The organism is Brevundimonas sp. (genome assembly GCF_041919755.1).
In the GTDB taxonomy this organism is placed as follows: Bacteria; Pseudomonadota; Alphaproteobacteria; order Caulobacterales; family Caulobacteraceae; genus Brevundimonas.
The window spans coordinates 22,473-44,428 of sequence record NZ_JAYRTD010000013.1; the positions used below are offsets into that span (position 1 = coordinate 22,473).

Consider the following 21,956-nt stretch of genomic DNA (forward strand, 5'->3'; position numbering starts at 1 on the left):
CGATGATCCACCTGATCGGAACAGGCGGCCATGGAAAGGTTGTGCTGGATGCTCTGCTGGCAGGAGCTGTTGCCTTGGACGCTATCGTCGCGCGGGACGGTGACTCAGGACGGCACGGCCAATCGTGGCTGGGTCTGGAGATTGCCGGACCGGATATCTGTGAAGCCTTGGCTGGTCAGGCAGTCCATGTGGCCATCGGCAACAGTGCGACCCGTCAAAGGCTGACTGAATGTGCCCTCCAAGTCGGAGGAAGGCCCGAAACCGTCATACATCCGTCCGCCTCTGTGTCGGCGCTCGCGCGCATCGGGGAAGGCTCATTTGTCGGAGCAGGAGCCGTCGTCGGGCCGGAAGCGCATGTCGGCAGGGGTGTCATCGTCAATCACGGAGCCGTCGTCGACCACGACTGCCGGGTCGGCGACTTTGCGCACATGGCCCCCAACAGTACTCTGGGCGGCGCTGTCCGTGTCGGCGCACGGACGCTGATCGGGGCAGGTGCCGTCGTTTTGCCGGGACGGACCATAGGTGACGATGTGACGATTGGCGCAGGTGCGGTCGTCACGCGGGACGTCGCATCCGGACAGACCTGGACTGGCGTACCCGCCATGCTGAAAGACACCGAATGACCGACATCGCTGACTTCAGTGCCGGCCGGGACGCGACCATTCGCGACGCGATGGCGACGATCAATGCCTCGGGCATGCAGATGCTGCTGCTCGTCGATGGCGAAGGACGATTCCTGCGCACCGTGACCGATGGCGACCTGCGTCGCCTGCTTCTGGCCGGGGCCGAAATGGCCGACACCCTGGAGCGCCTGCCGACCTTGAACTCTGTCACGGCACCGGATGACATCAGCCGCAAGGCCGCCCTGGCTGTGATGGATCGGCACGAGATTAATCACCTGCCGCTGATCGACGGTGGGGGACGGATCGTCCGCGTTCTGAACCGGCGCGATATCGGCACGCCCATTCTGCTGTCGACGCCGCACATGGGCGAGGCCGAACTGCATTTCGTTGAAGAGGCCTTCCGCACCAACTGGATCGCTCCGTTGGGTCCAAATGTCGACGCGTTCGAACGGGAGGTCGCCGACCTCGTCGGGGCTGGTCACGCGGCCGCCTTGTCATCCGGAACGGCCGCGATCCACCTGGCGGTGCGCATGTTGGGGGTGAAGCCCGGTGACAAGGTCTTCTGCTCGACACTGACGTTCGCGGCCTCGGCCAATCCGATCGTCTACGAAGGCGGTGAGCCAATCTTCATCGACAGCGAACCGGGCAGCTGGAACATGTCGCCGGTCGCATTGGAGCGCGCGTTCGACGCCGCGCGGACCGAGGGCTGGATGCCGCGCGCCGTCATCGTGGTGAACCTGTACGGCCAGAGCGCCGATATGGATGCCCTGATCGACATCTGCAACCGCCATGGCGTGCCGGTTATCGAGGATGCCGCCGAGAGCCTGGGTGCGCGGTACAAGGGTAAACCGTCCGGCATTTTTGGCCGGATGGGCATTTTTTCGTTCAACGGCAACAAGATCATCACCACCTCGGGCGGCGGCATGCTGGTATCCGACGACGAGGATTTGATCAGGAAGGCCCGGTTCCTGGCGACCCAGGCGCGCGACCCTGCCCCGCATTATCAGCACAGCCAGATCGGCTTCAACTATCGCATGTCCAACATCCTGGCCGGGGTCGGGCGCGGGCAGCTTCAGGTACTGGGTGACCGTGTCGAAGCGAGGCGCAGTGTGTTCGAGGCCTACCGCGACGGCCTGGCCGATATCGCCGGCCTGGAATGGATGCCCGAACCGGACTGGAGCTATTCGACCCGCTGGCTGTCTGCCCTGACGATCGATCCGGCGGTGGCGGGGATATCGGTCAATCAGGTCATCTCCCGACTGGCCGAAGAGATGATCGAGGCTCGCCCGGTGTGGAAGCCCATGCATCAGCAACCTGTTTTTGCCGGTTGCCGACACTTTACCCACGGCAATACCTCGGTTGCAGACCAGATTTTCGAAACCGGTCTTTGCATGCCGTCTGGCTCCAACATGAGCCCTGCCGAGATCGCGCGGATCATCGATGTCATGCGCGGCATCCTGAAGCCCGGCTGAGCCATGAAGCGGTTGTTCGATCTTGTGCTCGCCGGCGGAGCGCTGCTGGTGTTCGCTCTTCCCATGGTGATCATCGCCCTAGCCGTCCGGCTGACGTCGCCGGGACCGGCGCTCTATTGGTCGGACCGGGTCGGACGCGACAATCGCCTGTTTCGCATGCCCAAGTTCAGGTCGATGCGGATCGATACGCCTGCGGTGGCGACCCATCTGCTTGCCGACACCACATCGTGGTTGACCCCGATCGGCGGCTTTCTGCGCAAGTCCAGCCTGGACGAGCTCCCGCAGCTCTGGAGCATACTGGTCGGCGACATGTCTGTCGTCGGACCCCGCCCCGCCCTGTTCAATCAGGACGACCTGATTGCGCTGCGGACCGAACACGGTGTCCACCGACTGCGCCCCGGCCTGACCGGCTGGGCCCAGGTCAACGGCCGCGACGAGCTGCCCATTCCGGACAAGGTGGTGCTGGACATCTATTATCTGCAGAACTGGACGCCAGCGCTGGACATCCGGATCCTCTGGATGACCGTCGGCAAGGTGATCCACGCCAAGGACATATCGCACTAGGCGTTCGGCATCGAAGGTCTGCGGCTCAGGCTCCGATGACCGGCTGTTTTGCGGGCGAGACCGCTCCTGTCTCAACCGCCCGCACCTTGGCCAGGACGTCGAACACCAGGATCCGCGCGGCGGCGTTATCGCCGGATCGTGCGGCTTGTTCCAGCGCGCGCACCGTCGCCTCGGTCATGCGGGCTCCGGCGATCCGGTCCGTGACGCGCATAAGGCTGGGACCCGCAGTTTCCGACACTTCGCTGGAATCGACCAGTTCCTCGAATAGCTTTTCGCCGGGCCGCAGACCGGTGATCTGGATGGCGATATCCTTGTCCGGCACCTTGCCGTAGAGGCCGATCAGCTGGCGGGCCAGATCGATGATCTTGACGGGCTTGCCCATGTCCAGAACGAAGACCCCCAGCGGACCATCCGGCTGCTCCGCCGAATGGGCGGTGGCATGCAGGACCAGTTGCACGGCCTCGGGGATCGTCATGAAATAACGCTCGATCTCGGCATGGGTCAGGGTGACCGGGCCGCCGCGCTCGATCTGGGCACGGAACGTGGGCACGACCGAACCGGCCGAACCCAGAACATTGCCGAAGCGAACGACACTGAACCGGGTGTTGCCGGCCCCGGTCTGCTGCGCCCGGATCACACCTTCGGCCAGGCGTTTGGTGGCCCCCATGACGTTCGGCGGATCGACGGCCTTGTCGGTCGAGATGAAGACCATGTGTTTGACGCCGGCGGCATTGGCCGCCTCGGCGACATTCCAGGTGCCGACAACATTGGTCAGCACGCTTTCGCACGGATGCCGCTCCATCATCGGCACATGCTTGAGGGCGGCGGCGTGGAAGACGATGTCTGGCTTTTCTGCGTCGAAGCATGAGGTCAGCAGGGCACCATTGCGCACATCATGCAGATATTCGGCCCGCGACAGCTCCGGCCAGCGATGACCGATTTCCTGATCGATCGAGAACAGGCTGAACTCCGCACTATCCAGCAGCGCCAGATGGGCGCAGCCCAGGCCGGCGACCTGGCGACAGACTTCCGAGCCGATCGAACCGCCCGCGCCGGTGACCAGCACGCGGCGGCCCGCCACAAGCGCCCGCAGGGGCGCATCGTCCAGCTGGACCGGCGGGCGGGCAAGCAGTTCCTCCAGTGCGAATTCGCGCAGGGCCGTCTCTTCGCCTGTGCCGCCGACCTCGACCGGACTGGAAACAGTCAGCAGCTTCACGCCCTGGAGACGGAGTTGCCCCAGGCGCTCGGCTCCAAAATCGGACGGCTGCAGCTGGTCGTCGACGAAGATCATGGCGGGGGTCAGCCCATGCCCCAGCATGTCGTCCATCAGGTCGGCGGCGACCTCGACTGAGTCCAGTACCCTCACCCCGCGCAGCTGGCGTGTGGCCGCTCCCGGCGTGCGGGTCACAATGCCGATCGGCTGATACGTCTGTTCGCCCCGCGCCAGTTCACGCAGGAAGGTGTCGGCGCGCCCCATGTCGCCCAGCACGATCAGGGGCGTGCGCCGCGACGCCCCGCTGAGGAAGGGCGCGATCGCGACCAGCGCCTCCTTGTCGTGGATCATGCGCCGCAGCAGGACGAGTGCCAAGGTCATGCCGACGTCCAGTACGGGAACGAACAACAGCGTCGAACGTGGCAGCGCCTCGCCACGATCCAGCAGGAAGGTCAGGGCCAGAAAGATCAGGGTCGACAGCACCGAAGTGCGGATGATCGGGCCCACATCGACGATGGACACATAGCGCCACAAGGCCTTGTCGGTGCGAAACAGATTGTCGAGCACAAAGCCCAGGACGGCGAACAGACCGGCATAGAGCGCCGCGTCCTGCAAGGCATTCAGCGTCGTGGCAATGCTGAAGGCATGACCGGAGGCGATCATATAGCCGCCCACCACCGCGGCGAAGCGGATCGCAGCCCGCGCACCGATCTTGAGGCCGCGAAGGAGCAGGAGAGACAACTTACTCAAGATACGGTCTTCCGGTCGTCGTTACGGCGATGGCGGCCCGACACGCCCCGGTGTAAGCGCGGCCAGCCAACCGGCCTTCTAGTGCGTTCGCTGCACAGTGTCACTTGCTGCCTTCAAGGTGGCGGCGGGCCAAGAACCGCAACTTTTTTCCCGCCCGGGATTCGAGCTGAAACAGTTATGGTCTAGAGACATCCGCGTGAACGGGCGTGGAGTGCCGATGACCTTCTATCCAGTGATCATGTGCGGCGGTGCGGGCTCTCGTCTTTGGCCGGCATCCCGTCCCCGACGGCCCAAGCAATTCCTCGCCCTGGCCGGCAGCCGTTCGCTGTTTCAGGAAACCGTCCTGCGCGTCGCGCCGATGATCGCGCAAGGTCAGGACGCCCGTCGGCTGATCGTGGTGGCCGGCACCGGCTATGCGGACGCCATCGCCGCACAGTTGGCCGAACTCGAAACTTCGGCGACGCTGTTGCTGGAACCTGAGCCGCGCGATTCAGGGCCCGCGATGGCGGCGGCGGCGGCGCTGGTCGCCCGGCGCGATCCTGACGGGATCATGGCCATCATCGCCTCGGACCATCACATTCCGGACGATCAGGCATTCCGCGACGCCCTGGATGCTGCGGCCAGGGAGGCCGCATTGGGGCGGATCGTGACTCTGGGCATCGCCCCGACGGAGCCCTCGTCGGCCTATGGTTACATCTGCCCCTCAGGACCCGGACTGGCCCCAGTGGAGCGGTTTGTCGAAAAGCCGGACGCCGGGACGGCTGCCCGCTATGTCTCGGAGGGCTACCTGTGGAACAGCGGCAACTTCATCGTCAGTGCGCGGACATTGCTGGCTGAACTGGAAATCCATGCGCCCGAGATGGTCTCCGCCGCGCGGGCCTCACTGCCGCCCGAGCCCGATCATGAGACGGTCCGTCTGACCGAGGCCTTCCGTGCCGCGCCGCGTCTGTCCATCGATTATGCGGTGATGGAAAAAAGCGACCGGACCAGCGTTTTGCCCGTCAGCTTTGCCTGGTCCGACCTGGGGGCCTGGGATTCGGTTCTTGCCACAGGGTCAGGCGCAGCGGGCCTGCATATCGGCATCGATAGCGAAACCTGCCTGGTGCGCGCGCCCGAAGGCATGGTGGTGGCCACCATCGGGTTGCAAAACCTGGCGGTCATCGTCGAACCGGATGCTGTTCTGGTCGCCGATCTCAGCCGGTCGCAGGAGATCAAGAGCTTGGTCGAACGGATCAAGGCCGAGGCTCCGCATCATGCCGACGCGCCTGATCTGCGCGAGGGCAGACCCTATGTGCGGTTCGCCGACTGGATGCGGACCGCCGCCCTGCCCCTGTGGTCGACGCTGGGCGTGGACGATCGCGGCGGCTTCGTCGAGGCCCTCGATCTGGATGGTCGAGCCGCCCAGATGAAGCGACGGGCCCGGGTCCAGACCCGGCAGATCTTCGTCTTCTGTCGCGCAGGCCAACTGGGCTGGACCGGTCCCTGGCGGGCCCGGGTCGAGGGGGGTCTGAATCGCCTGTTCGAGGCCTATGTCCGACCTGACGGCGCCATTCGCAACATGCTGGAACTGGACGGGTCGGTGCTGGACGACAGCGCGCCCCTGTATGAGCAGGCATTCGGCCTGTTGTGCCTGGCCGCCGCGCACGAGGCCGACGTCATGGCCGAGCGCTGTCAGGCGCAGGCCGCCGTCATGCTGGAGGCCCTGCTGGCCAGTCAGCCGCCGGCCGGCCGGGGCTGGATCGAAGTCGGCAGCCATCCGTGGCAGTCCAACGCTAACATGCATCTGTTCGAGGCGGCCCAGGCCTGGGAGGCGCGCAGCGTCGATCCGCGCTGGAGCCTGATCACGGACCATATCGCGAACCTTGCCCTGACGACCCTGATCGATCCGAAGACAGGGGCTCTGCACGAGTTTTTCGATGCCGACTGGAAGCCTGCGGCCGGCGAGGACGGGCGACTGATCGAACCGGGGCATCAGTTCGAATGGTCCTGGCTGCTGTCACAACACGGGCGGACGCGGAATGACGCACGGGCGATCGCGGCGGCTCGGGTGCTCTACGACCATGGCATGCGCGGTGTCGATCCGCGCCGTCTGGTCGCCGTCGATGCGCTGAATGCGGACCTGACCATGGCGACGGGGCGGGCCCGCCTGTGGCCCCAATCGGAATGGCTGCGGGCCGCATTGAACATGGCGGCCATGAGCGAGGGTGAAACACGCGAACTGCGTCTGGACGATGCGGCCAAGGCCCTGCGCGCCCTGCGTCGGTATCTGTCGCCAAACGGCACCTGGCGCGACAAGCTGGACGAACAGGGTCGCTTTCTACCCGAGCCCGCCCCGGCCAGTTCGTTGTACCACATCATGGGCGCACTGGATGAGGTCGCCGCAGCTTCCCGGAACGGTCTGCTGAACGACGCCTGCGGTGACCTGAGCTGAACCTGGGCCGATGTGGCGCGTTTGACGTCCGGCACCGCCAAGCCACGCTTGCGCCCCAAAATCAGGCTCTAAGCCGTCGTCGTTGGTTGCTGGGACTACATCCTTGATCGATCTGCACTGCCACATCCTGCCCGGCATCGACGACGGTGCACCGGACCTTGAAACCGCATTGGCAATGGCGCGGATCGCTGTCGACGACGGCATAACCGTCACGGCCTGCACGCCGCACATGATGCCGGGCTATTACGACAACACGTCCGAGGGTATTCGCACCGCTGTCGAAGCCTTGCGGGCCGAGCTTGCCAAGGCCGACATCCCCCTGCGCCTCGTCACGGGGGCCGATGTCCATCTGATCACGGGGCTGGCCGGTGCGTTGAAGCGCGACGAGCGCCTGACGCTGGCCGACACGCGCTATTTCCTGTTCGAGCCGCCCCACAACACCGCCCCGCCGCGCATGGCCGAAGCCGTGTTCGATTGCATGGCGGCCGGTTTCCACCCGATCATCACCCACCCAGAGCGCCTGCGCTGGATCGAGGAACATTACGCGCTGATGGGTCAACTGGTGGAGGCCGGGGCCTGGATGCAGCTGACAGCCGGATCGGTGACCGGTCGCTTCGGCAAGCGGACACAGTACTGGGCCGAGCGGATGCTGGAAGAGGGTCTGGTGCATATTCTGGCGACCGATGCGCACAACCTGCGTAGCCGGGCACCGGTCCTGTCCGAGGCCGTACAGGCTGTGGCTCAGCGCCTGGGCCAGCAGGCCGCCGACGACATGGTATTGACGCGGCCCCGGGCGGTGCTTGAAAACGCCTCTCCCGCTTCTGTCCCGGCTGCTGTAGGACAGGCGCGCCCGGCCCCTCGCGCGGGCTTTTTCAAACGGCTGTTCAAGGCCGCCTGAGGTTTCTTCGTCATGTCCCCCATGCTGCGTGCGCTCCCGCTGGTTCTGTCTCTGACCGCCGTCATGCTGTCCGCCTGCGGTGGTGGGACAAAGATGGATGTCACTCAGATGACGGCGGCCCAGCCCGTGGAGGCGGCCCTGTTCTCTCCGCTGGGTCAGGCCAATGAGTATCGCATCGGACCGGGGGACAAGCTGGATCTGCGCGTGTTCCAAGTCGAGGATCTGTCTTTCAAGGAAATCGTTGTCGACGCTTCAGGCGAAATCCAGATGCCTCTGATCGGGACTGTCCGCGCGGCCGGTCGCACGCCCAACGAACTGTCGACGGACATCGCCGGTCGCCTCGGTACCCAGTATCTGCGCAATCCGCAGGTCAGCGTGGTGGTTCTGGAAGCCGCCAGCCAGAAGATCACCATCGATGGTGCCGTCACCAAGCCCGGCGTCTATGAGATGCGCGGCACGACGTCTTTGCTTCAGGCCGTGGCTATGGCCGAGGGCCCGACGCGCGTCGCCGACCTGAGTAAGGTCGCGGTGTTCCGCACCGTCGATGGCCAGCGGTCCGTCGCCCTGTTCGATCTGGGGGCCATCCGTCAGGGCCGTGCCGACGATCCGGCGGTGAGAGGCGACGACATCATCGTGGTCGATACCTCGCGGATGAGCGCCTTCATGCGCGACGTCATCGCCGCCCTGCCCGGCCTGTCCGTCTTCCGCCCCTACTGAGGCATGATGCGGCTGTCCCGCCGCCTCCGCGCGATGGTCGCCGCCGGCCTGATCGCCGCCGGACTGGCGGCCTGCAGCCATCCCGCGCCTCCCAGGACCGACGCGGGCCGCGTGGCAGAGGCCGATGCCGAAGCTCGCCTGACAGCCTTGGTCGCCAAGGATCAAAGGGTCGCCGCCGTCTCCTGGCGGCTGGCCGTCGGCAATGCCGATCTTTGCCCGGCCACGCGGCTCAAGGCGGGCTGGACCCTGCACGCAGCCAGCCAGTACGGCAGCGAACTGCGACGCATTGCCGAACGAACCTATGGCTTGCAGGGAGATCTGCCCGGCATCCTCTCGGCTCCCGTCGCCAGTCCTGCCGAACGAGCGGGGTTACGGCAGGGCGATGTCATCGTGGCCGTCAATGGTCGGCCTCTGAGCACCGGCACCGCCGCAACAGCGCGCGGCCAGACCTACGACGGGCTTCAGGCCAATATCGATCGCCTGGACCGCGCGGCAAGATCGGACTCGATGGTTCTGACGGTGCGCCGCGACGGCATGGAGCGATCCGTGACCGTGCCCCCGCAAAGAGCCTGCGCCTATGACACTCAGGTCGAGGTCAGGGACGACTTGCGAGCGCTCTCTGACGGACGCACGATCTTCGTTTCGGCCCGCCTGGTCGATATCGCGCAGGACGACGACCAGTTGGCCTTCCTGCTCGCCCATGAACTGGCCCATGCGGTGCTGGAGCATGCGACCGTGCCGGATGTCCAGGGCGGGCGGGGTGAAGCCAATGCGCAACTGAGCCTTCGCCGGGGTTTATCGTCCTCTTCGGAGAGCGACGCCGACATATTGGGTCTGTATCTGCTGGCTCGCGCCGGCTTTGACCCCGGGCGCGCGGTTCATTTCCTGAGCACGTATGAGGCGGCGGCACCGGGCGCGCGCTACCCCCAGATCAATCTGCGGGGCGTCTATCGATCCATCCCTGAGCGCCGTCGAGCCCTGGAACCGGTGGTGGCCGAGATCGCGCGACGTCAGGCGGCGCGTGAGCCTCTGATCCCCTGAACCCTCAGGATCGCCAAGCCAGCAAGAATGCCGACGCCGTCCGCGACCACGTCCATCGCATCCGCGTCGCGCCCGACCACGTCGAGACCCTGGATCAACTCCACTGCCACGCCCGCCAGCAGCATCAGTGCCACAAGCCAGAGCCGCGACAGTCTCGGCCATCCCAGCCCGGTCACGACTGTGAGGACCAGGAATGCCGAGGCGTGATTGGCCTTGTCCCAGGGTAGGCCACCTTCGACCTCCATGGCCGGTCTAAAAGCGAACCAGCCCACGACCAAGCCCGCGGCTACAGCAGCCAAGCGAAAAAATCGGTGGTCAGGGCGCGGAAATTCCAGAGACATCAACTAACGCCTGCCACTTCTTCGAATAGCCCTGCACCACAGCAAAATGCCGGGCGACTTGTCATCCTGCCGGCACTCCCGCACAAGTCGCTCGCCTCGTGCGAACGCCGTAAGAGCGAATTTCGTGTGCGTGGCGAGCGTCCTTGGGCTATCAGCCCGACAGTTTCAATGCGCGGTCGATAGTCGCGCCAGTGCCAACGGATACCCTATGCCTGCCGACAATCCGTTCGTTGACGAGCGCATCAGCAAGACCCCTCGCGGCCCGGCCGGTTTCGCGCCCGTGGGGGCACCGACTGCGGAACAGGGTGGATGGTCGGCCGACGAAGATAACACGCCTGTCTTCGACCTGGCAGCCTACTGGCGCCTGGCGCTGAAGCACCGGATTTTGCTGATCGCCTGTTTCCTGGGTGCCTTGGCTGTCGGAACGGCGCTGACCTTGCTGATGACGCCGATCTACACGGCCCAGGCCACGCTGCAGATCGACCGCGAGGCGGCACGCGTCTTCAACTCTGAAGACGTCACGCCGCGCGAGACGATGACGCAGGGCGAAGACTTCTATCAGACCCAATACGGCCTGCTGCGCAGCCGCTCGCTGACCGAGCGCGTGGTCGACAGCCTGGGCCTGGCCAGCTCCGACGCGGCCCTTACCAGTCTGTACGTCTCAATCCCCGCCGGCGACGGCAGCGCCGCAGAGCGGGCCCGTGCTCGTCGCGAACTGGCCATCCGGACGATCCAGCAGAACCTGAGCGTGTCGCCTATTCGCGGCTCGCGCCTTGTCGCCGTCGGCTATGACAGCCCCAATCCCGAAGTCGCCGCGCGGATCGCCAACGGTTTTGCGGAAAACTTCATCCAGGCCAATCTGGACCGCAAATACGAAAGCTCGTCCTACGCTCGCGAATTCCTGGAAGAGCGGATCGCCCAAACCAAGGAAAGGCTGGAGGACGCCGAGCGTCAGCTGGTCGATTACGCCGCCGCCGAACAGATCATCAATGTCGGCGACAACGAGGATGGTTCCGGCCCTGGAGCGACCCAGTCGCTGGCGTCCAATGACCTTGTAGCGATCAACGATGCCCTCGCCCAGGCCAAGGCAGCGCGCACGGCTGCGGAGCAGCGCTGGCGTACCGCCAGCACGACCCCGGTCCTGAACCTGCCGCAGGTTCTGGCCAACGGATCGGCGCAGCGCCTGTTCGAGCAGCGGGCCGCGCTGACGACGGAATATCAGCAGAAGCTGAGCCAGTATCAGCCGGACTACCCCGAAATGGTGCGTCTGCGGGCTCAGATCGCCGAAGCCGACGGTCAGTTGCAGTCGATCGCCAACAGCATTCGCGCGTCCATCCAGAACGAATACACCGTCGCGCTCAACAACGAGCGAGCGCTTCAGGCCCAGGTCAACGGCCTGAAGAACGACGTGCTGGATCTCCGCGACCGCTCGATCCAGTACAATATTCTCCAACGTGAACTGGACACGACCCGCACCCTGTATGAGGGGCTGCTGCAGCGGTACAAGGAAGTCGGGATCACCGGCGACATCACCGCCAACAACATCTCGATCATCGACAGTGCGGTCCCCCCGACCAAACCATCCAAGCCGGATCTGCTGATCAATCTGGCGCTTGCGGCCCTGTTTGGTCTGGGTCTGGGCGCGGTTGCCGTCATCGCCCTTGAGGCGCTGGACGAAACAGTGGCAACCCCCGACGATGTGGAGCGCAAGCTGGGCGTGCCGGTGCTGGGCGTCGTGCCTCTTCTGCCGAAGGGCGAAACGCCCGCCGCCGCCATGGCCGACATTCGGTCCGGATTCTCAGAGGCCTACTACTCTCTGCGAACGGCGCTGCAGTTCTCCACTCCAGATGGCGCTCCCACCAGCATCATGGTGTCCAGTGCGCGTCCGGCTGAGGGCAAGTCCACGACCGCCTACGCCACCGCACTCAACCTCGCCCGCGTCGGCAAGCGTGTACTGCTGGTCGACGGCGATCTGCGCAATCCGTCCATGCACAGGGTCGTCGGCGTCGACAATGACAAGGGCATGAGCAACCTGCTGTCCGGCTCGGCCGATCTGGCCTCGGTGGTTCAACGCACGCGTCAGGACACACTATTCTTCATCCCCTGCGGGCCTTTGCCACCCAATCCGGCCGAGCTGTGGGGCGGCGATCGTGTCCGTGAGTTCCTGGCGGAAGCCGCCAAGAACTTTGATCACGTCGTGATCGACGGGCCGCCCGTGCTCGGCTTTGCCGATGCCCCCCTGCTCGCGGCAAACGTCGGTGGAGCCCTATTTGTCCTGGAGTCTCGAGGGACCCGGCGCGGCCAGGCCCGCGGTGCCCTGAAGCGTCTGCGCGTCGGCCGCGCCCGCCTTTTGGGTGCCGTGCTGACCAAGTTCAATACCAAGGCTACGGTCTATGGCGGATACGATTACGCCTACGATTATAACTATGGCGGCGACTCCGCCGAGGGCGACGTCAAGCCCGCCAAGGGCAAGCGTCCTTGAGAGACGGGGTAGCCGCACCGTCGCCTGCGCCGCGCGCACGGTCGCGACGCGGTGCGAAAGCGGGCGGGTGGCTTCCCTATGCGCTGACGGTCGGTGCTGTCTGGCTGGGCTGGCAAGTGATCTTGCAGCCGGTCATCCAGCGCGCGCCGCCGGAGTTGGCTATCCGGGTCGCGCCCGGCTCGCCCACGGTCATGCGCCGCGCCGCCGAGGCCCGACAACTTGCGGCGGACCGGGCCGGCCAGACGAGCGAAGCGATCGCTCAAGCCAATGAGGATGCGGGCGTTCTGGGCCGGGAAGCGTTAGCCAGGGCACCGTTCAATGCGGCATCGCTGCGCGTTGTGGGTTTGAGCGAGGCCAGAGCAGGACAAGAAGCACAGGCGGACGAGTTGCTGACGCTGGCCGGCAACTGGTCGTTGCGGGACGACCCGTCCCACGCCTGGCTGGTGGATTATCGTCTTCGCCGCGGCGACTATGTCTCATCCTTCGCCCATGCTGACACTCTAGCACGCCGCCGTGAAGCGCTGCGACCCGGCATCTTCCGGCTGTTCACGACCGCCGCGACGGCGGACACCCAACGCGCCCTGCCCGTCATCGCCAGTCTGGTGGCGGCCAAACCGCCTTGGCGGCAGGACTATCTGGACAGCCTTTATGCCAGCGATGAGGGTCTGCGGGTCGCGATCAACCTGGCCATCGTTCTGCAAGCCGGAGACGCACCGCTGACCAACGCCGAACTGCGGCAACTCTACCTCTATCTGGTCGATCGCGGCTTGTTGGACGGCGCGCGCACCGTTCGCGAGCGCCTGAACCGTCCCGCCATGAGCACCCTGGTGGCAAACGGCAGCTTCGACGACGCCTCGTCACCCGAGCCGTTCCAATGGCGAATCGCTCAAGGTGCGGGAATCGTGGCCGAGATTTTGAATGACGACGTCAGAACGGGTGATCCCGCGCTCAGGGTGTCGTTCGACGGCTACACCGAAGAAACTATTGCAGAACAACTGCTGTTTCTTTCGCCAGGAGGTTATCGCCTGGCGTTCGAGGCCCGCAATGAGAGCGGGGATGCGTCTCGAAACCTGCGCTGGTCGATCACCTGCGTTCCTGGGGACCGAGTTGCCTTGAGCGCACCTGCCGCGCCCGCTCAAGCCGATGTCTGGACGGTTGGTGCGGCCCAGTTCACCATCCCTCAGGACTGTGGCGGACAGTGGCTGAGGTTGGAGTCTGTGCCCGAGGAGCGTCGCTCAAGTACCACGGCCTGGTTTGACCGTATGGCAATCTCTCGTGTTGTTCCGTAAGCGGAATTTAGCGGCTCATTTCATGACAGTTTCGCCTCAGAGCCGAAATCGTATTGATTTGGCAACTTCCGGCGCTTATACGAGTTTCACGTGCCACGCGGGTTCGCCTGCACAAACGAGTACATCAAGGGGATACTCCATGCGTAAGACCATCGCCGCCGTCACCGCCGGCCTGCTGCTCGTCGCCGGCCAAGCCGCCGCCGCCAACAACACTGCCGCTGCTCGCGTTGGTGACCGCGTGGGCGCTCGCGCCGACGCCGGTTCGGAGTTCGCCGGCATTCCGCTGCCCGTTCTGCTCATCGGTACCGCCGTCATCGTCGCCACCGTCGTGGTCGCCACCGACGACGATTCGGAAAGCGACTAAATCCGGACGGGATCGCGTACGACCGCTGAACAGCTGACGTTCGCGTGACAAACAGGGTTTTGAAGGGCCAGTGGGATGGCGTTGCAATCGCAGCGTTTGTCCTACTGGCCTTTTCTATTGTTTTTGGCGGTGCCAGTCGCGAGCACGCGCTGCGTCTCGCCTTGGTGGAACTGGCATCGCTTCCTCTTCTGGTTTTGGGTCTGTCACGGCTGATAAGCACCGGACAGTGGCGCAATCACCGTTTTGCACTGGGACTGACAGCGCTAATCGCTGCCGTGCCTCTCATTCAGCTCATTCCTTTGCCGCCCGCCATCTGGACAGGTTTGGCTGGCCGATCGGAGATGGTGCTGGCTCTGGAGCTGGCAGGTTTGCAGCCCGGTTTGGTTCCCGCTTCGCTAAGCCCGGACCTGACCTGGCAGGCGTTTCTGGCGCTGCTGCCACCGATCGCCGCCTTCGTCGGCATGCTTTCTTTGAACCAGGCGACAGCGACACGCATAATCGCCATATACCTCATCGCGGCAGTGCTCAGCGTTCTTCTGGGCGCGGCGCAACTGGCCAGCGGAGGCCAGCAACTTTACGTATGGGCGACCACTGCCGCCGGGTCAGTCAACGGCCTGTTTGCCAACCGCAACCATCTGGCGACCCTCCTGGTCGCGATGCTGCCGTTTGCTGTCGCCATGGGTGCTGCATCCCTGCGTCGCCGACACGACGATCGTCGCCTACCTCTATGGTTCGGGGCCGTCTTCATCGGCATCGTGGTTATAGGTCTGGCGGCGATACGGTCTCGTGCCGGCCTCATCCTGCTGGGTCCGTCGATCGTGCTTAGCCTGCTGGCGGGCTGGATCGCAGCCGGTCGCGGACGACCAGGCCCTGCCCTGATAGGACTGGCTGCGGCCTGTGTGGTCGCGATCGGTGCCGTCTCGGTTGTCGCCTTGCCGCCGATTCTCGAACGGTTCGACAGCCAATCAGCTCCCGAGGGTCGATTCGAGAACTGGCCGATCGTGGCCGGTGCCTCTGACGCCTATCTGCCGCTTGGCTCCGGGATCGGCAGTTTCGACGCCGTCTTTCGATCGGTCGAGCCGCTGGAGACGCTGGATCCCACCTTTTTTAACCACGCGCACAACGACTATCTGGAGCTTTGGCTCGAGGCCGGCTGGCCAGCGGCGGCCCTGCTGATCGCTTTCTTGATCTGGTATGGGCGGCGCACATGGGCGGCCTGGAGGGCCGGAACCTCGCGCGAGCGCGACCTGCAACGCGCCGCCTCTGTCGGCATACTGATGATGCTGGCTCATTCGGCGGTCGACTATCCGCTGCGTACCGCGACTCTGGCTGTGCTGTTCGCCTTTTGCGTTGGCCTGCTGGAAAAGGCCGGACAGCCTTCGGAACGGCAGGCCGAACGCTGAGCTCTTTTATTCGGGTGTGGCGGTCCCAGGCCGTCGGCGGTATCGCTGAACCATGAGCGCCAAAGGCCCCGTCCTCGTCACCGGCTCCGCCGGCTTCATCGGCTTCCACACTGCGCGGCAGTTGCTGGGGCGCGGCGAGCAGGTGGTCGGGGTCGACAATCTGAATGCATACTATGACCCTGCACTGAAGAAGGCACGGCTGGAGCGGCTGACGGCCTTTTCCGGCTATCGTCACCACACCCTCGACCTGGCGGATCGGACGGGGATGGCCGCCTTGTTCGCCGAGCATAAGCCGCGCCGCATCGTGCATCTGGGGGCCCAGGCCGGCGTGCGTTACAGCCTGGAACGCCCCGAGAGCTACGTCGATTCCAACGTCGTCGGCTTTCTAACCATCCTTGAAGGTGCCCGCGCGGTCGGGGCCGAGCATCTGGTCTATGCCTCGACGAGTTCCGCTTTCGGGGCGAACGGCTCCCTTCCCTTCTCGGTGCGCCAAGGCGTGGCCCACCCCCTGACCGTCTATGCCGCCACCAAGATCGCCAATGAGGCGATGGCGCACAGCTATTCCCATCTGTTCGGCTTTCCCTCGACGGCATTGCGGTTCTTCACGGTCTATGGGCCGTGGGGCCGCCCGGACATGGCCCTGTTCAAATTCACCAAGGCCATGCTCGAAGGCCAGCCCATCGACGTATATGGGCATGGCGCGATGGAGCGGGATTTTACCTATGTGGATGACATTGTCGCAGGCGTGATCGCAGCGCTGGATCGTCCGGCGGCGGTCGACTCAGGCTGGCGGGCCGAGAGCCCGAACCCCTCGACCTCTGGCGTCGCCCCCTGGCGGGTGCTGAACCTCGGGGCCGGGCGACGCGAACCGCTGATGCGCTACATCGCCGTCCTGGAAGAGGCGCTGGGCGTCAAGGCGACACTGAACCTGATGCCGGTCCAGGACGGCGACGTCAGCCGCACCGAGGCCGATGTGACCGAGACGCGCGCCGCCTTGGGTTATGCGGCCTCCACGCCCATCGAGATCGGGGTCGGCCGTTTCGTGGACTGGTACCGCGACTTCTACGGCGTTTGAAGCCAACAAAAAGGGCGGTGCCGTCGACGACACCGCCCTCTTCTCACTTCACCATGTCAATCACTGGGTGACCGGCACACCCTCGGGCGTCACGACCTGCACATCGGCGAAGCCGAGGGCGCGGATCTTGGGCTCAATCGTGGCCCGGTCGCCGACCACGACCCATAGATCGGGGCCATCACCGACGATGCTTTGGGCGGCGCGGGCTGCCTCGGCCGCCGTCATCGACCCGACCCGCTGGCCGTAGGTTTCGTAATAGTTTTCCGGCACGCCCCAGACGACCATGCTCTGAAGCTCGCCGGCGATGGCGGCATTGGTTTCCCAGTTGCCGGCCATGCCCTGGACCATGTTGGAGCGGGCCGCCTGGATTTCCGCCTCGGTCAGCGGACGCGAGCCCACGACCTCGGTCAGTTCGCGACGCAGTTCGACCAGGCTTTCGGCCGTCTTGTCGGACTGGACGCCCGCGCTGACGGAATAGATGCGCTCGCCGCGGGCATAGGGCACGCCGCCGCCCGCGCCATAGGACCAGCCCTTGTCTTCACGCAGGTTCATGTTGATCCGGCTGGTGAAGGAGCCGCCCAAGGCTGTGTTCATCGTTTCGATGGCGGGTTCGGTCGCGGCATCGAAAGCCGGAACGATGCGGCCGCCCAGGATGGTCGACTGCGGCCCGGCGCGGTCCACGATCAGGATGCGCGGCTGACCCGGCTCCGGCGCATCGGCCGGTCCCGGCTTGGCGGGCATGGGGGTGGAAGGCGCGCGCCAATCGGCGAAGGCCCGTTCCAGCTTGGGCGTCAGCTCGGCCAGGGTCGTGTCGCCGACCACGACAAGCGTGGCGTTGTCAGGACGGACCCAGGTGCTGTGCCAGGCCTCGGCATCGGCGGGGGTCAGGCTGTTGACCGTCGCCTCTGTGCCCGAGGCGGGACGACCATAGGGGCTGCCAGGCCCCTGAAGCTGTTGCGACAGGATGCGCGAGGCAATGGCCCCGGGGTTGCGGTTCGCCTGCTGGATGCCGGCGACCTGCATGACCTTGGAGCGCTGGAAGTCCTCCTGACGGAACGCCGGGTTCAGGATGACGTCGGCATAAAGGTCGAGCGACGGGTCCAGACGCGAGGACAGGGCCGTCATCGACACCGTCGTGGCATTGGTGCCCGAGCCGGCGCCCAGGGTCGCGCCCAGAAGCTGCAGACGATCGCTGATCTCGATGGCCGTCAGGTCGTCGGTGCCGTTGGTCATGACCTGCGGCGTCAGCTGGGCCAAACCAGCCTGAGCGTCCGTATCGACCACGGCCCCGGCGTCGAGGACGAGGTTCATGGTCACGGTCGGCACGCTGTCGCGACGCACGAACATGATCTTCAGGCCATTGGACAGCTGGGCCCGTTCGACCGTCGGGAAGACCGCGGCCGGGGCCGGCGGTGCGGGTGGCACGCCGGCGGACCGATCCACACCCGTCTGGGCCGTGGTGAAGTCGGGGAAGGGCTGGACCTCCAGCGAATAGCTGCCGTCCGTCAGCCAGCGTTGGCCGGCCTCGGTCAGGTTGGCGGGCCGTGCGGCGACCACCCGCTGATAGCTCTCGCGCCAAGCGCCGGGGTCGCCAAGGAAGACCTGAGAGGCGGCCAGGCGGTCGGACTTGCCGCCGAACCCCCCGATCCGCTCCAGACCGCGAATGTAGCCGGCGGCCGTCTGGGTGCGGACGCGCTCCAACTCCTCATTGGTCGGACCATCGCGCAGCAGGCGCGCCATCTCCTCGTCGATGATGGCCTCGATCCGCTCCAGGTCGCCACCGGCCTTGGCCGTGGCGACGACGATGAATTGACCCGCGATCTGGCGGCTGCCCTGGCTGGCCGAGACCTGGGTGGCCAATTGCTCGTCAATGACCAGACGCTTGTAGAGACGCGATGACCGGCCCGAGGACAGGACGTCGCCCAGCATGCTCAGATAGTCGCTGTCGGCGTCGCCGGTCGGGGTGGTGTTCCAGACCTTGTAGAGGCGCGGCTGGCCGACGCGGTCGAACATGACCTCGCGCTGCTCGCCGACCATGGGCACGATCATGCGGCGGGGTTGGGTGACGGGCGGACCGGAGGGGATGTCGCCGAAATAGCGTTCGACCTTTTCCTTGGCCTCTTCGGGGCTGATGTCGCCCGCCAGGACGATCACGGCATTGGCCGCGCCATAGTAATCGCGGAACCACTGCTGCACGGTCGGAAGGTCGGCGGCGTTCAGATCGTCCATCGAGCCAATGACTGTGTGGCCATAGGGATGTTCGTCGGGCCAGGTGGCGTCGGTGATGGCGTTGAAGACGCGGCCATACGGCTGCGTCTCACCCTGGCGCTTCTCGTTCTGGACCACGCCGCGCTGCTCATCCAGACGCGCCTGGTCGATGGCACCCAGCAGATGGCCCATCCGGTCGCTTTCCAGCCACAGCAAGGAGTCCAGCGCAGTCGTCGGCACGTTCTGGAAATAGTTGGTGCGGTCGGTGTTGGTGGTGCCGTTCTGATCGGTCGCGCCGAGCAGCTCCGTGCCCTTGAAGAAGTCGGTGTTGAAGTTCTCCGACCCGTTGAACATCAGGTGTTCGAACAGGTGGGCGAAACCGGAGCGGCCGTAGGGCTCCAGCGCCGACCCAACGTGATACCAGATGTTGACCGCCACGATCGGGGCCTTGCGATCCTCGTGGACGATCAGGGTCAGGCCGTTGTCCAGCACATAACGCGTATAGGGGATGTCCACGTCCGGCAGGGGGGCCAGCTGGCCGCGTGACTGCGGTGCGGCGACAACGGCACTTGCGGGCAGGGATTGCGCGGAGGCGGTGCCGGTCGCCAACATGACGCCTGCGGCGACGCCGCAAAGCAGGGCGAGACGGTGAGTTTTACGCATGAATGGGGTCCCCTGTGACGCAGTCTGAAATAACACGGTGCGAAAGTGGTAACCGGCATGCTTCCGGACGCAAGACTGTAATTGTTGCAGTTTCGTAATCTGCGCACGACCGCCCACGCATTCGCGAAGCACGCGGGTGTGATCTTGCTCCGGTCCGCAGCAGAACGAGGGAGGCAGCAATCTTGGCTGGATTGTTGCGCCACACACGAAATGGTTTGCCTGTTGCGCTGCGATAGGTTCCTATCCCAACCCGCGGCCACGAACGCGGTTCGGGACGCATCCACGCCGCTCCAAACCGTCCGGACACGCGCATGCCGACCATCACTCTCCGCACCCTCTGTCTGGCCCTGTTCGGATGCATGGCCGTTGCCTCTCCTGCGCTGGCGGCACCCCTCCTGAGCCACCAGGCAACCCTGGAACTCAACCAAGCGTCGTCCGCGTGGATCCTGACCTCGACGGCGCTGGTGCTGCTGATGACCCTGCCCGGACTGGCGCTGTTCTACGGCGGCATGGTGCGGCGCAAGAATGTGATCTCCACCATCGCCCAGTCCACCGCGTCCCTGGCGATCGTGACGGTGCTGTGGTTCGCGGTCGGCTACAGCCTGTCGTTCGGCACAGGGCCGGAGGCGACGAACGGTTTCGTCGGCGGTTTGCAGGCGGTGCTGCTGAACGGCGTCGGCACCGACACGGCGCACAGCCTGGCCCCCGGCCTGCCGGAGTTTCTGTGGATCGCCTATCAGCTGACGTTCGCCGTCATCACCCCGGCCCTGATCGCAGGGGCCTTTGCCGAGCGGATGAAGTTTTCGGCGACCATCCTGTTCTTCGTGTTGTGGCACCTGATCGTCTATGCGCCGATCTGCCATCAGGTCTGGGGCGGCGGCTGGATGGGGTCGCTGGGCGTGCTGGATTTCGCCGGCGGTGCCGTCGTCCACGTCAATGCGGGCATCGCCGGCCTGGTCTGCGCCCTCGTTCTGGGGCCACGCCACGGCTTCGGGCGGGACAATATGGCCCCGTACAATCTGGCCTTTACCGTGATTGGCACAGGGCTGCTGCTGGTCGGCTGGTTGGGGTTCAACGGCGGCTCGGCCTGGGCGGCGGACGGCATCGCGGCGGTCGCGGCCTTCAACACCTTGCTGGCGGCGGCGGCGGCGGCCATCGGCTGGACGGCCATCGAATGGTTCGGTCACAAGCGCCCGACCCTGCTGGGCATGCTGTCCGGCGTCGTAGCGGGCCTGGTCGGCATTACGCCGGCCGCCGGCTTCGTCGATCCCAAGGGGGCCTTTCTGATCGGCATCCTGTCCGGCCCGGCCTGCTATGCCGGTGCGGTCTGGCTGAAGAGGGCGCTGAAATACGACGACAGCTTGGATGCCTTCGGTGTGCATGGCGTCGGCGGCATCGTCGGTGCCCTGCTGACCGGCGTCTTCGCCTCGGCCGCGATCAATCCGGTGGGAGAAGGGGCCAACATCCTCAATCAGGCCATCGGCCTGGTCGCCGTCATCGCTTGGAGCGGGATCGGCACTTGGATCATCCTGATGATCTGCAAATTCACGACCGGCCTGCGCGTCAGCCGCGAGGACGAGATCGAGGGGCTGGACTACACCCAACACGGCGAAAGCATTCACCAATAAAAAAAGAGGCCGCCGGGTGATCTGCCCGGCGGCCTCATGTCTTTCTAAGCTGTCAGCCTCAGTTGCCGGGCGGCTCGCTGGTAGCGGCGGGCGGTGCGGCAGGCGTGGCCTCAGTGGTGGGTTGGGCTGCAGCGCCCGTGACCGGCGCGCCCGTCGCGGCATCGGCACCCGTGGCTGGCGGTGCTTCGCCCTCGGCAGGAGCCGCGCCTTCGGCCGGAGCCGCCGCGCCCGGCTGACGCGCGGGATCGGGGGCCGGGATCGCCAGGCTGGAGCCTTGCGAGCGCAGATAGGCGATCAGGTTGATGCGGGTCGCGGTGTCCCGCAGGCCGGCGAACGACATCTTGGTGCCGGGCACATAGCGGGCCGGGGCGGTCAGGAACTGGTCCATCTCGTCATAGCCCCAGGTCGGAGCCTCGGCCTTGTGCGCGGCCATGGCGTCGGAATAGGCGAAACCGGGACGGTGCATAACCGGACCACCCAGAACGCCCCACAGGTTCGGACCGATGCCGTCAGCACCGCCCTGAGCGATGTTGTGGCAGGCCTGGCAGCGGGCGAAGGCGGCCTCACCTGCGGCCAGATCGGCCGTCGGCAGGACCGTACCCCAATCCGGCGGCAGCTCAGCCTCTTCGGCTCCGCCCGCGACCTCTTCCGGCGCATCGACGAAATAGCCCATCTTCTCGGGCGCTTCCTGATGGTAGATCGCGCCCGCGATCTGCGGCACCGCGATGATGACCAGGGCGGTCGCCAGACCGGCACCAAAGATCTTGTTCCACTCCAGATTGCCGCTCATGCGT

17 protein-coding genes are annotated in these 21,956 nt (G+C 65.4%); 13 read left to right on the top strand and 4 right to left on the bottom strand.

The annotated features are described in order from the left end of the window. Positions 1-2: 2 nt before the first annotated feature. From ACE3TH_RS13440 to ACE3TH_RS13450, 3 genes are read left to right on the top strand one after another with little or no spacing between them, the layout of a single operon-like run. Positions 3-623 carry an acetyltransferase gene (locus ACE3TH_RS13440; RefSeq protein ID WP_374600436.1) on the top strand — a complete coding sequence of 207 codons (621 nt, stop codon included), beginning with the start codon at positions 3-5 and terminating at the stop codon, positions 621-623. Next, complete coding sequence (locus tag ACE3TH_RS13445; RefSeq protein ID WP_374600438.1) at positions 620-2,095, top strand: aminotransferase class I/II-fold pyridoxal phosphate-dependent enzyme; 1,476 nt, start codon at positions 620-622, stop codon at positions 2,093-2,095. Before ACE3TH_RS13440 ends, ACE3TH_RS13445 begins: the two co-directional genes overlap by 4 nt. Positions 2,096-2,098: 3 nt before the next feature. After that, positions 2,099-2,659: a sugar transferase gene (locus ACE3TH_RS13450; protein WP_374600440.1), complete on the top strand. Its 561-nt coding sequence runs from the start codon at positions 2,099-2,101 to the stop codon at positions 2,657-2,659. A 25-nt stretch (positions 2,660-2,684) separates the two neighbouring features. On the opposite strand, the gene ACE3TH_RS13455 is transcribed toward ACE3TH_RS13450, so the two are convergent. After that, complete coding sequence (locus ACE3TH_RS13455; protein WP_374600442.1) at positions 2,685-4,622, bottom strand: UDP-N-acetylglucosamine 4,6-dehydratase family protein; 1,938 nt, start codon at positions 4,620-4,622, stop codon at positions 2,685-2,687. A 217-nt stretch (positions 4,623-4,839) separates the two neighbouring features. Between ACE3TH_RS13455 and ACE3TH_RS13460 the strand changes: the two genes are divergently transcribed. The 4 genes from ACE3TH_RS13460 to ACE3TH_RS13475 all read left to right on the top strand — a co-directional run bounded on the left by ACE3TH_RS13460 (position 4,840) and on the right by ACE3TH_RS13475 (position 9,709). Further along, positions 4,840-7,053, top strand: coding sequence for an AGE family epimerase/isomerase (locus tag ACE3TH_RS13460; protein WP_374600444.1), 2,214 nt, complete (start codon positions 4,840-4,842; stop codon positions 7,051-7,053). A 103-nt stretch (positions 7,054-7,156) separates the two neighbouring features. Further along, on the top strand, positions 7,157-7,951 hold the full coding sequence (locus tag ACE3TH_RS13465; protein ID WP_374600446.1) for a tyrosine-protein phosphatase: 795 nt from the start codon (positions 7,157-7,159) through the stop codon (positions 7,949-7,951). A gap of 21 nt (positions 7,952-7,972) precedes the next feature. After that, complete coding sequence (locus ACE3TH_RS13470; protein ID WP_374600447.1) at positions 7,973-8,668, top strand: polysaccharide biosynthesis/export family protein; 696 nt, start codon at positions 7,973-7,975, stop codon at positions 8,666-8,668. Positions 8,669-8,671: 3 nt separating this feature from the next. After that, positions 8,672-9,709 (top strand): M48 family metalloprotease, encoded by a 1,038-nt coding sequence (locus ACE3TH_RS13475; RefSeq protein WP_374600449.1) that lies wholly within the window; start codon positions 8,672-8,674, stop codon positions 9,707-9,709. Here the strand turns inward: ACE3TH_RS13475 and ACE3TH_RS13480 are convergent. Beyond that, the gene (locus tag ACE3TH_RS13480; protein WP_374600451.1) at positions 9,679-10,008 is read right to left on the bottom strand and encodes a hypothetical protein; all 330 of its coding nucleotides are present in this window, start codon (positions 10,006-10,008) and stop codon (positions 9,679-9,681) included. The genes ACE3TH_RS13475 and ACE3TH_RS13480 overlap by 31 nt on opposite strands. 250 nt (positions 10,009-10,258) lie before the next feature. Here ACE3TH_RS13480 and ACE3TH_RS13485 point away from each other — a divergent pair, with 250 nt between their 5' ends. The 5 genes from ACE3TH_RS13485 (at position 10,259) to ACE3TH_RS13505 (ending at position 16,663) form a co-directional block, all read left to right on the top strand. Beyond that, a complete protein-coding gene (locus ACE3TH_RS13485; RefSeq protein ID WP_374600453.1) occupies positions 10,259-12,532 on the top strand; it encodes a GumC family protein in 2,274 nt (757 codons plus the stop codon). After that, positions 12,529-13,821 carry a hypothetical protein gene (locus tag ACE3TH_RS13490; RefSeq protein WP_374600455.1) on the top strand — a complete coding sequence of 431 codons (1,293 nt, stop codon included), beginning with the start codon at positions 12,529-12,531 and terminating at the stop codon, positions 13,819-13,821. Before ACE3TH_RS13485 ends, ACE3TH_RS13490 begins: the two co-directional genes overlap by 4 nt. Positions 13,822-13,960: 139 nt before the next feature. After that, positions 13,961-14,185 (top strand): hypothetical protein, encoded by a 225-nt coding sequence (locus ACE3TH_RS13495; RefSeq protein ID WP_374600457.1) that lies wholly within the window; start codon positions 13,961-13,963, stop codon positions 14,183-14,185. A gap of 341 nt (positions 14,186-14,526) precedes the next feature. After that, positions 14,527-15,588, top strand: coding sequence for an O-antigen ligase family protein (locus tag ACE3TH_RS13500; RefSeq protein ID WP_374600458.1), 1,062 nt, complete (start codon positions 14,527-14,529; stop codon positions 15,586-15,588). Positions 15,589-15,640: 52 nt separating this feature from the next. Beyond that, positions 15,641-16,663, top strand: coding sequence for an NAD-dependent epimerase/dehydratase family protein (locus ACE3TH_RS13505; protein ID WP_374600460.1), 1,023 nt, complete (start codon positions 15,641-15,643; stop codon positions 16,661-16,663). A gap of 60 nt (positions 16,664-16,723) precedes the next feature. On the opposite strand, the gene ACE3TH_RS13510 is transcribed toward ACE3TH_RS13505, so the two are convergent. Further along, a complete protein-coding gene (locus tag ACE3TH_RS13510) occupies positions 16,724-19,534 on the bottom strand; it encodes a M16 family metallopeptidase (protein WP_374600461.1) in 2,811 nt (936 codons plus the stop codon). Between the two features lie 311 nt (positions 19,535-19,845). Here ACE3TH_RS13510 and ACE3TH_RS13515 point away from each other — a divergent pair, with 311 nt between their 5' ends. Beyond that, positions 19,846-21,162 carry an ammonium transporter gene (locus tag ACE3TH_RS13515; protein WP_374600463.1) on the top strand — a complete coding sequence of 439 codons (1,317 nt, stop codon included), beginning with the start codon at positions 19,846-19,848 and terminating at the stop codon, positions 21,160-21,162. A 58-nt stretch (positions 21,163-21,220) separates the two neighbouring features. Here the strand turns inward: ACE3TH_RS13515 and ACE3TH_RS13520 are convergent, their stop codons facing one another. Then, a complete protein-coding gene (locus ACE3TH_RS13520; protein WP_374600465.1) occupies positions 21,221-21,952 on the bottom strand; it encodes a cytochrome c family protein in 732 nt (243 codons plus the stop codon). Positions 21,953-21,956: the final 4 nt, after the last annotated feature.

Bases quoted from the DNA above. Each gene is read 5' to 3' on its own strand.
- ACE3TH_RS13440 (WP_374600436.1), top strand. From the start codon at position 3: ATGATCCACCTGATCGGAACAGGCGGCCATGGAAAGGTTGTGCTGGAT.
- ACE3TH_RS13445 (WP_374600438.1), top strand. From the start codon at position 620: ATGACCGACATCGCTGACTTCAGTGCCGGCCGGGACGCGACCATTCGC.
- ACE3TH_RS13450 (WP_374600440.1), top strand. From the start codon at position 2,099: ATGAAGCGGTTGTTCGATCTTGTGCTCGCCGGCGGAGCGCTGCTGGTG.
- ACE3TH_RS13460 (WP_374600444.1), top strand. From the start codon at position 4,840: ATGACCTTCTATCCAGTGATCATGTGCGGCGGTGCGGGCTCTCGTCTT.
- ACE3TH_RS13470 (WP_374600447.1), top strand. From the start codon at position 7,973: ATGCTGCGTGCGCTCCCGCTGGTTCTGTCTCTGACCGCCGTCATGCTG.
- ACE3TH_RS13475 (WP_374600449.1), top strand. From the start codon at position 8,672: ATGATGCGGCTGTCCCGCCGCCTCCGCGCGATGGTCGCCGCCGGCCTG.
- ACE3TH_RS13485 (WP_374600453.1), top strand. From the start codon at position 10,259: ATGCCTGCCGACAATCCGTTCGTTGACGAGCGCATCAGCAAGACCCCT.
- ACE3TH_RS13495 (WP_374600457.1), top strand. From the start codon at position 13,961: ATGCGTAAGACCATCGCCGCCGTCACCGCCGGCCTGCTGCTCGTCGCC.
- ACE3TH_RS13500 (WP_374600458.1), top strand. From the start codon at position 14,527: ATGGTGCTGGCTCTGGAGCTGGCAGGTTTGCAGCCCGGTTTGGTTCCC.
- ACE3TH_RS13505 (WP_374600460.1), top strand. From the start codon at position 15,641: ATGAGCGCCAAAGGCCCCGTCCTCGTCACCGGCTCCGCCGGCTTCATC.
- ACE3TH_RS13510 (WP_374600461.1), bottom strand. From the start codon at position 19,534: ATGCGTAAAACTCACCGTCTCGCCCTGCTTTGCGGCGTCGCCGCAGGC.
- ACE3TH_RS13515 (WP_374600463.1), top strand. From the start codon at position 19,846: ATGCCGACCATCACTCTCCGCACCCTCTGTCTGGCCCTGTTCGGATGC.
- ACE3TH_RS13520 (WP_374600465.1), bottom strand. From the start codon at position 21,952: ATGAGCGGCAATCTGGAGTGGAACAAGATCTTTGGTGCCGGTCTGGCG.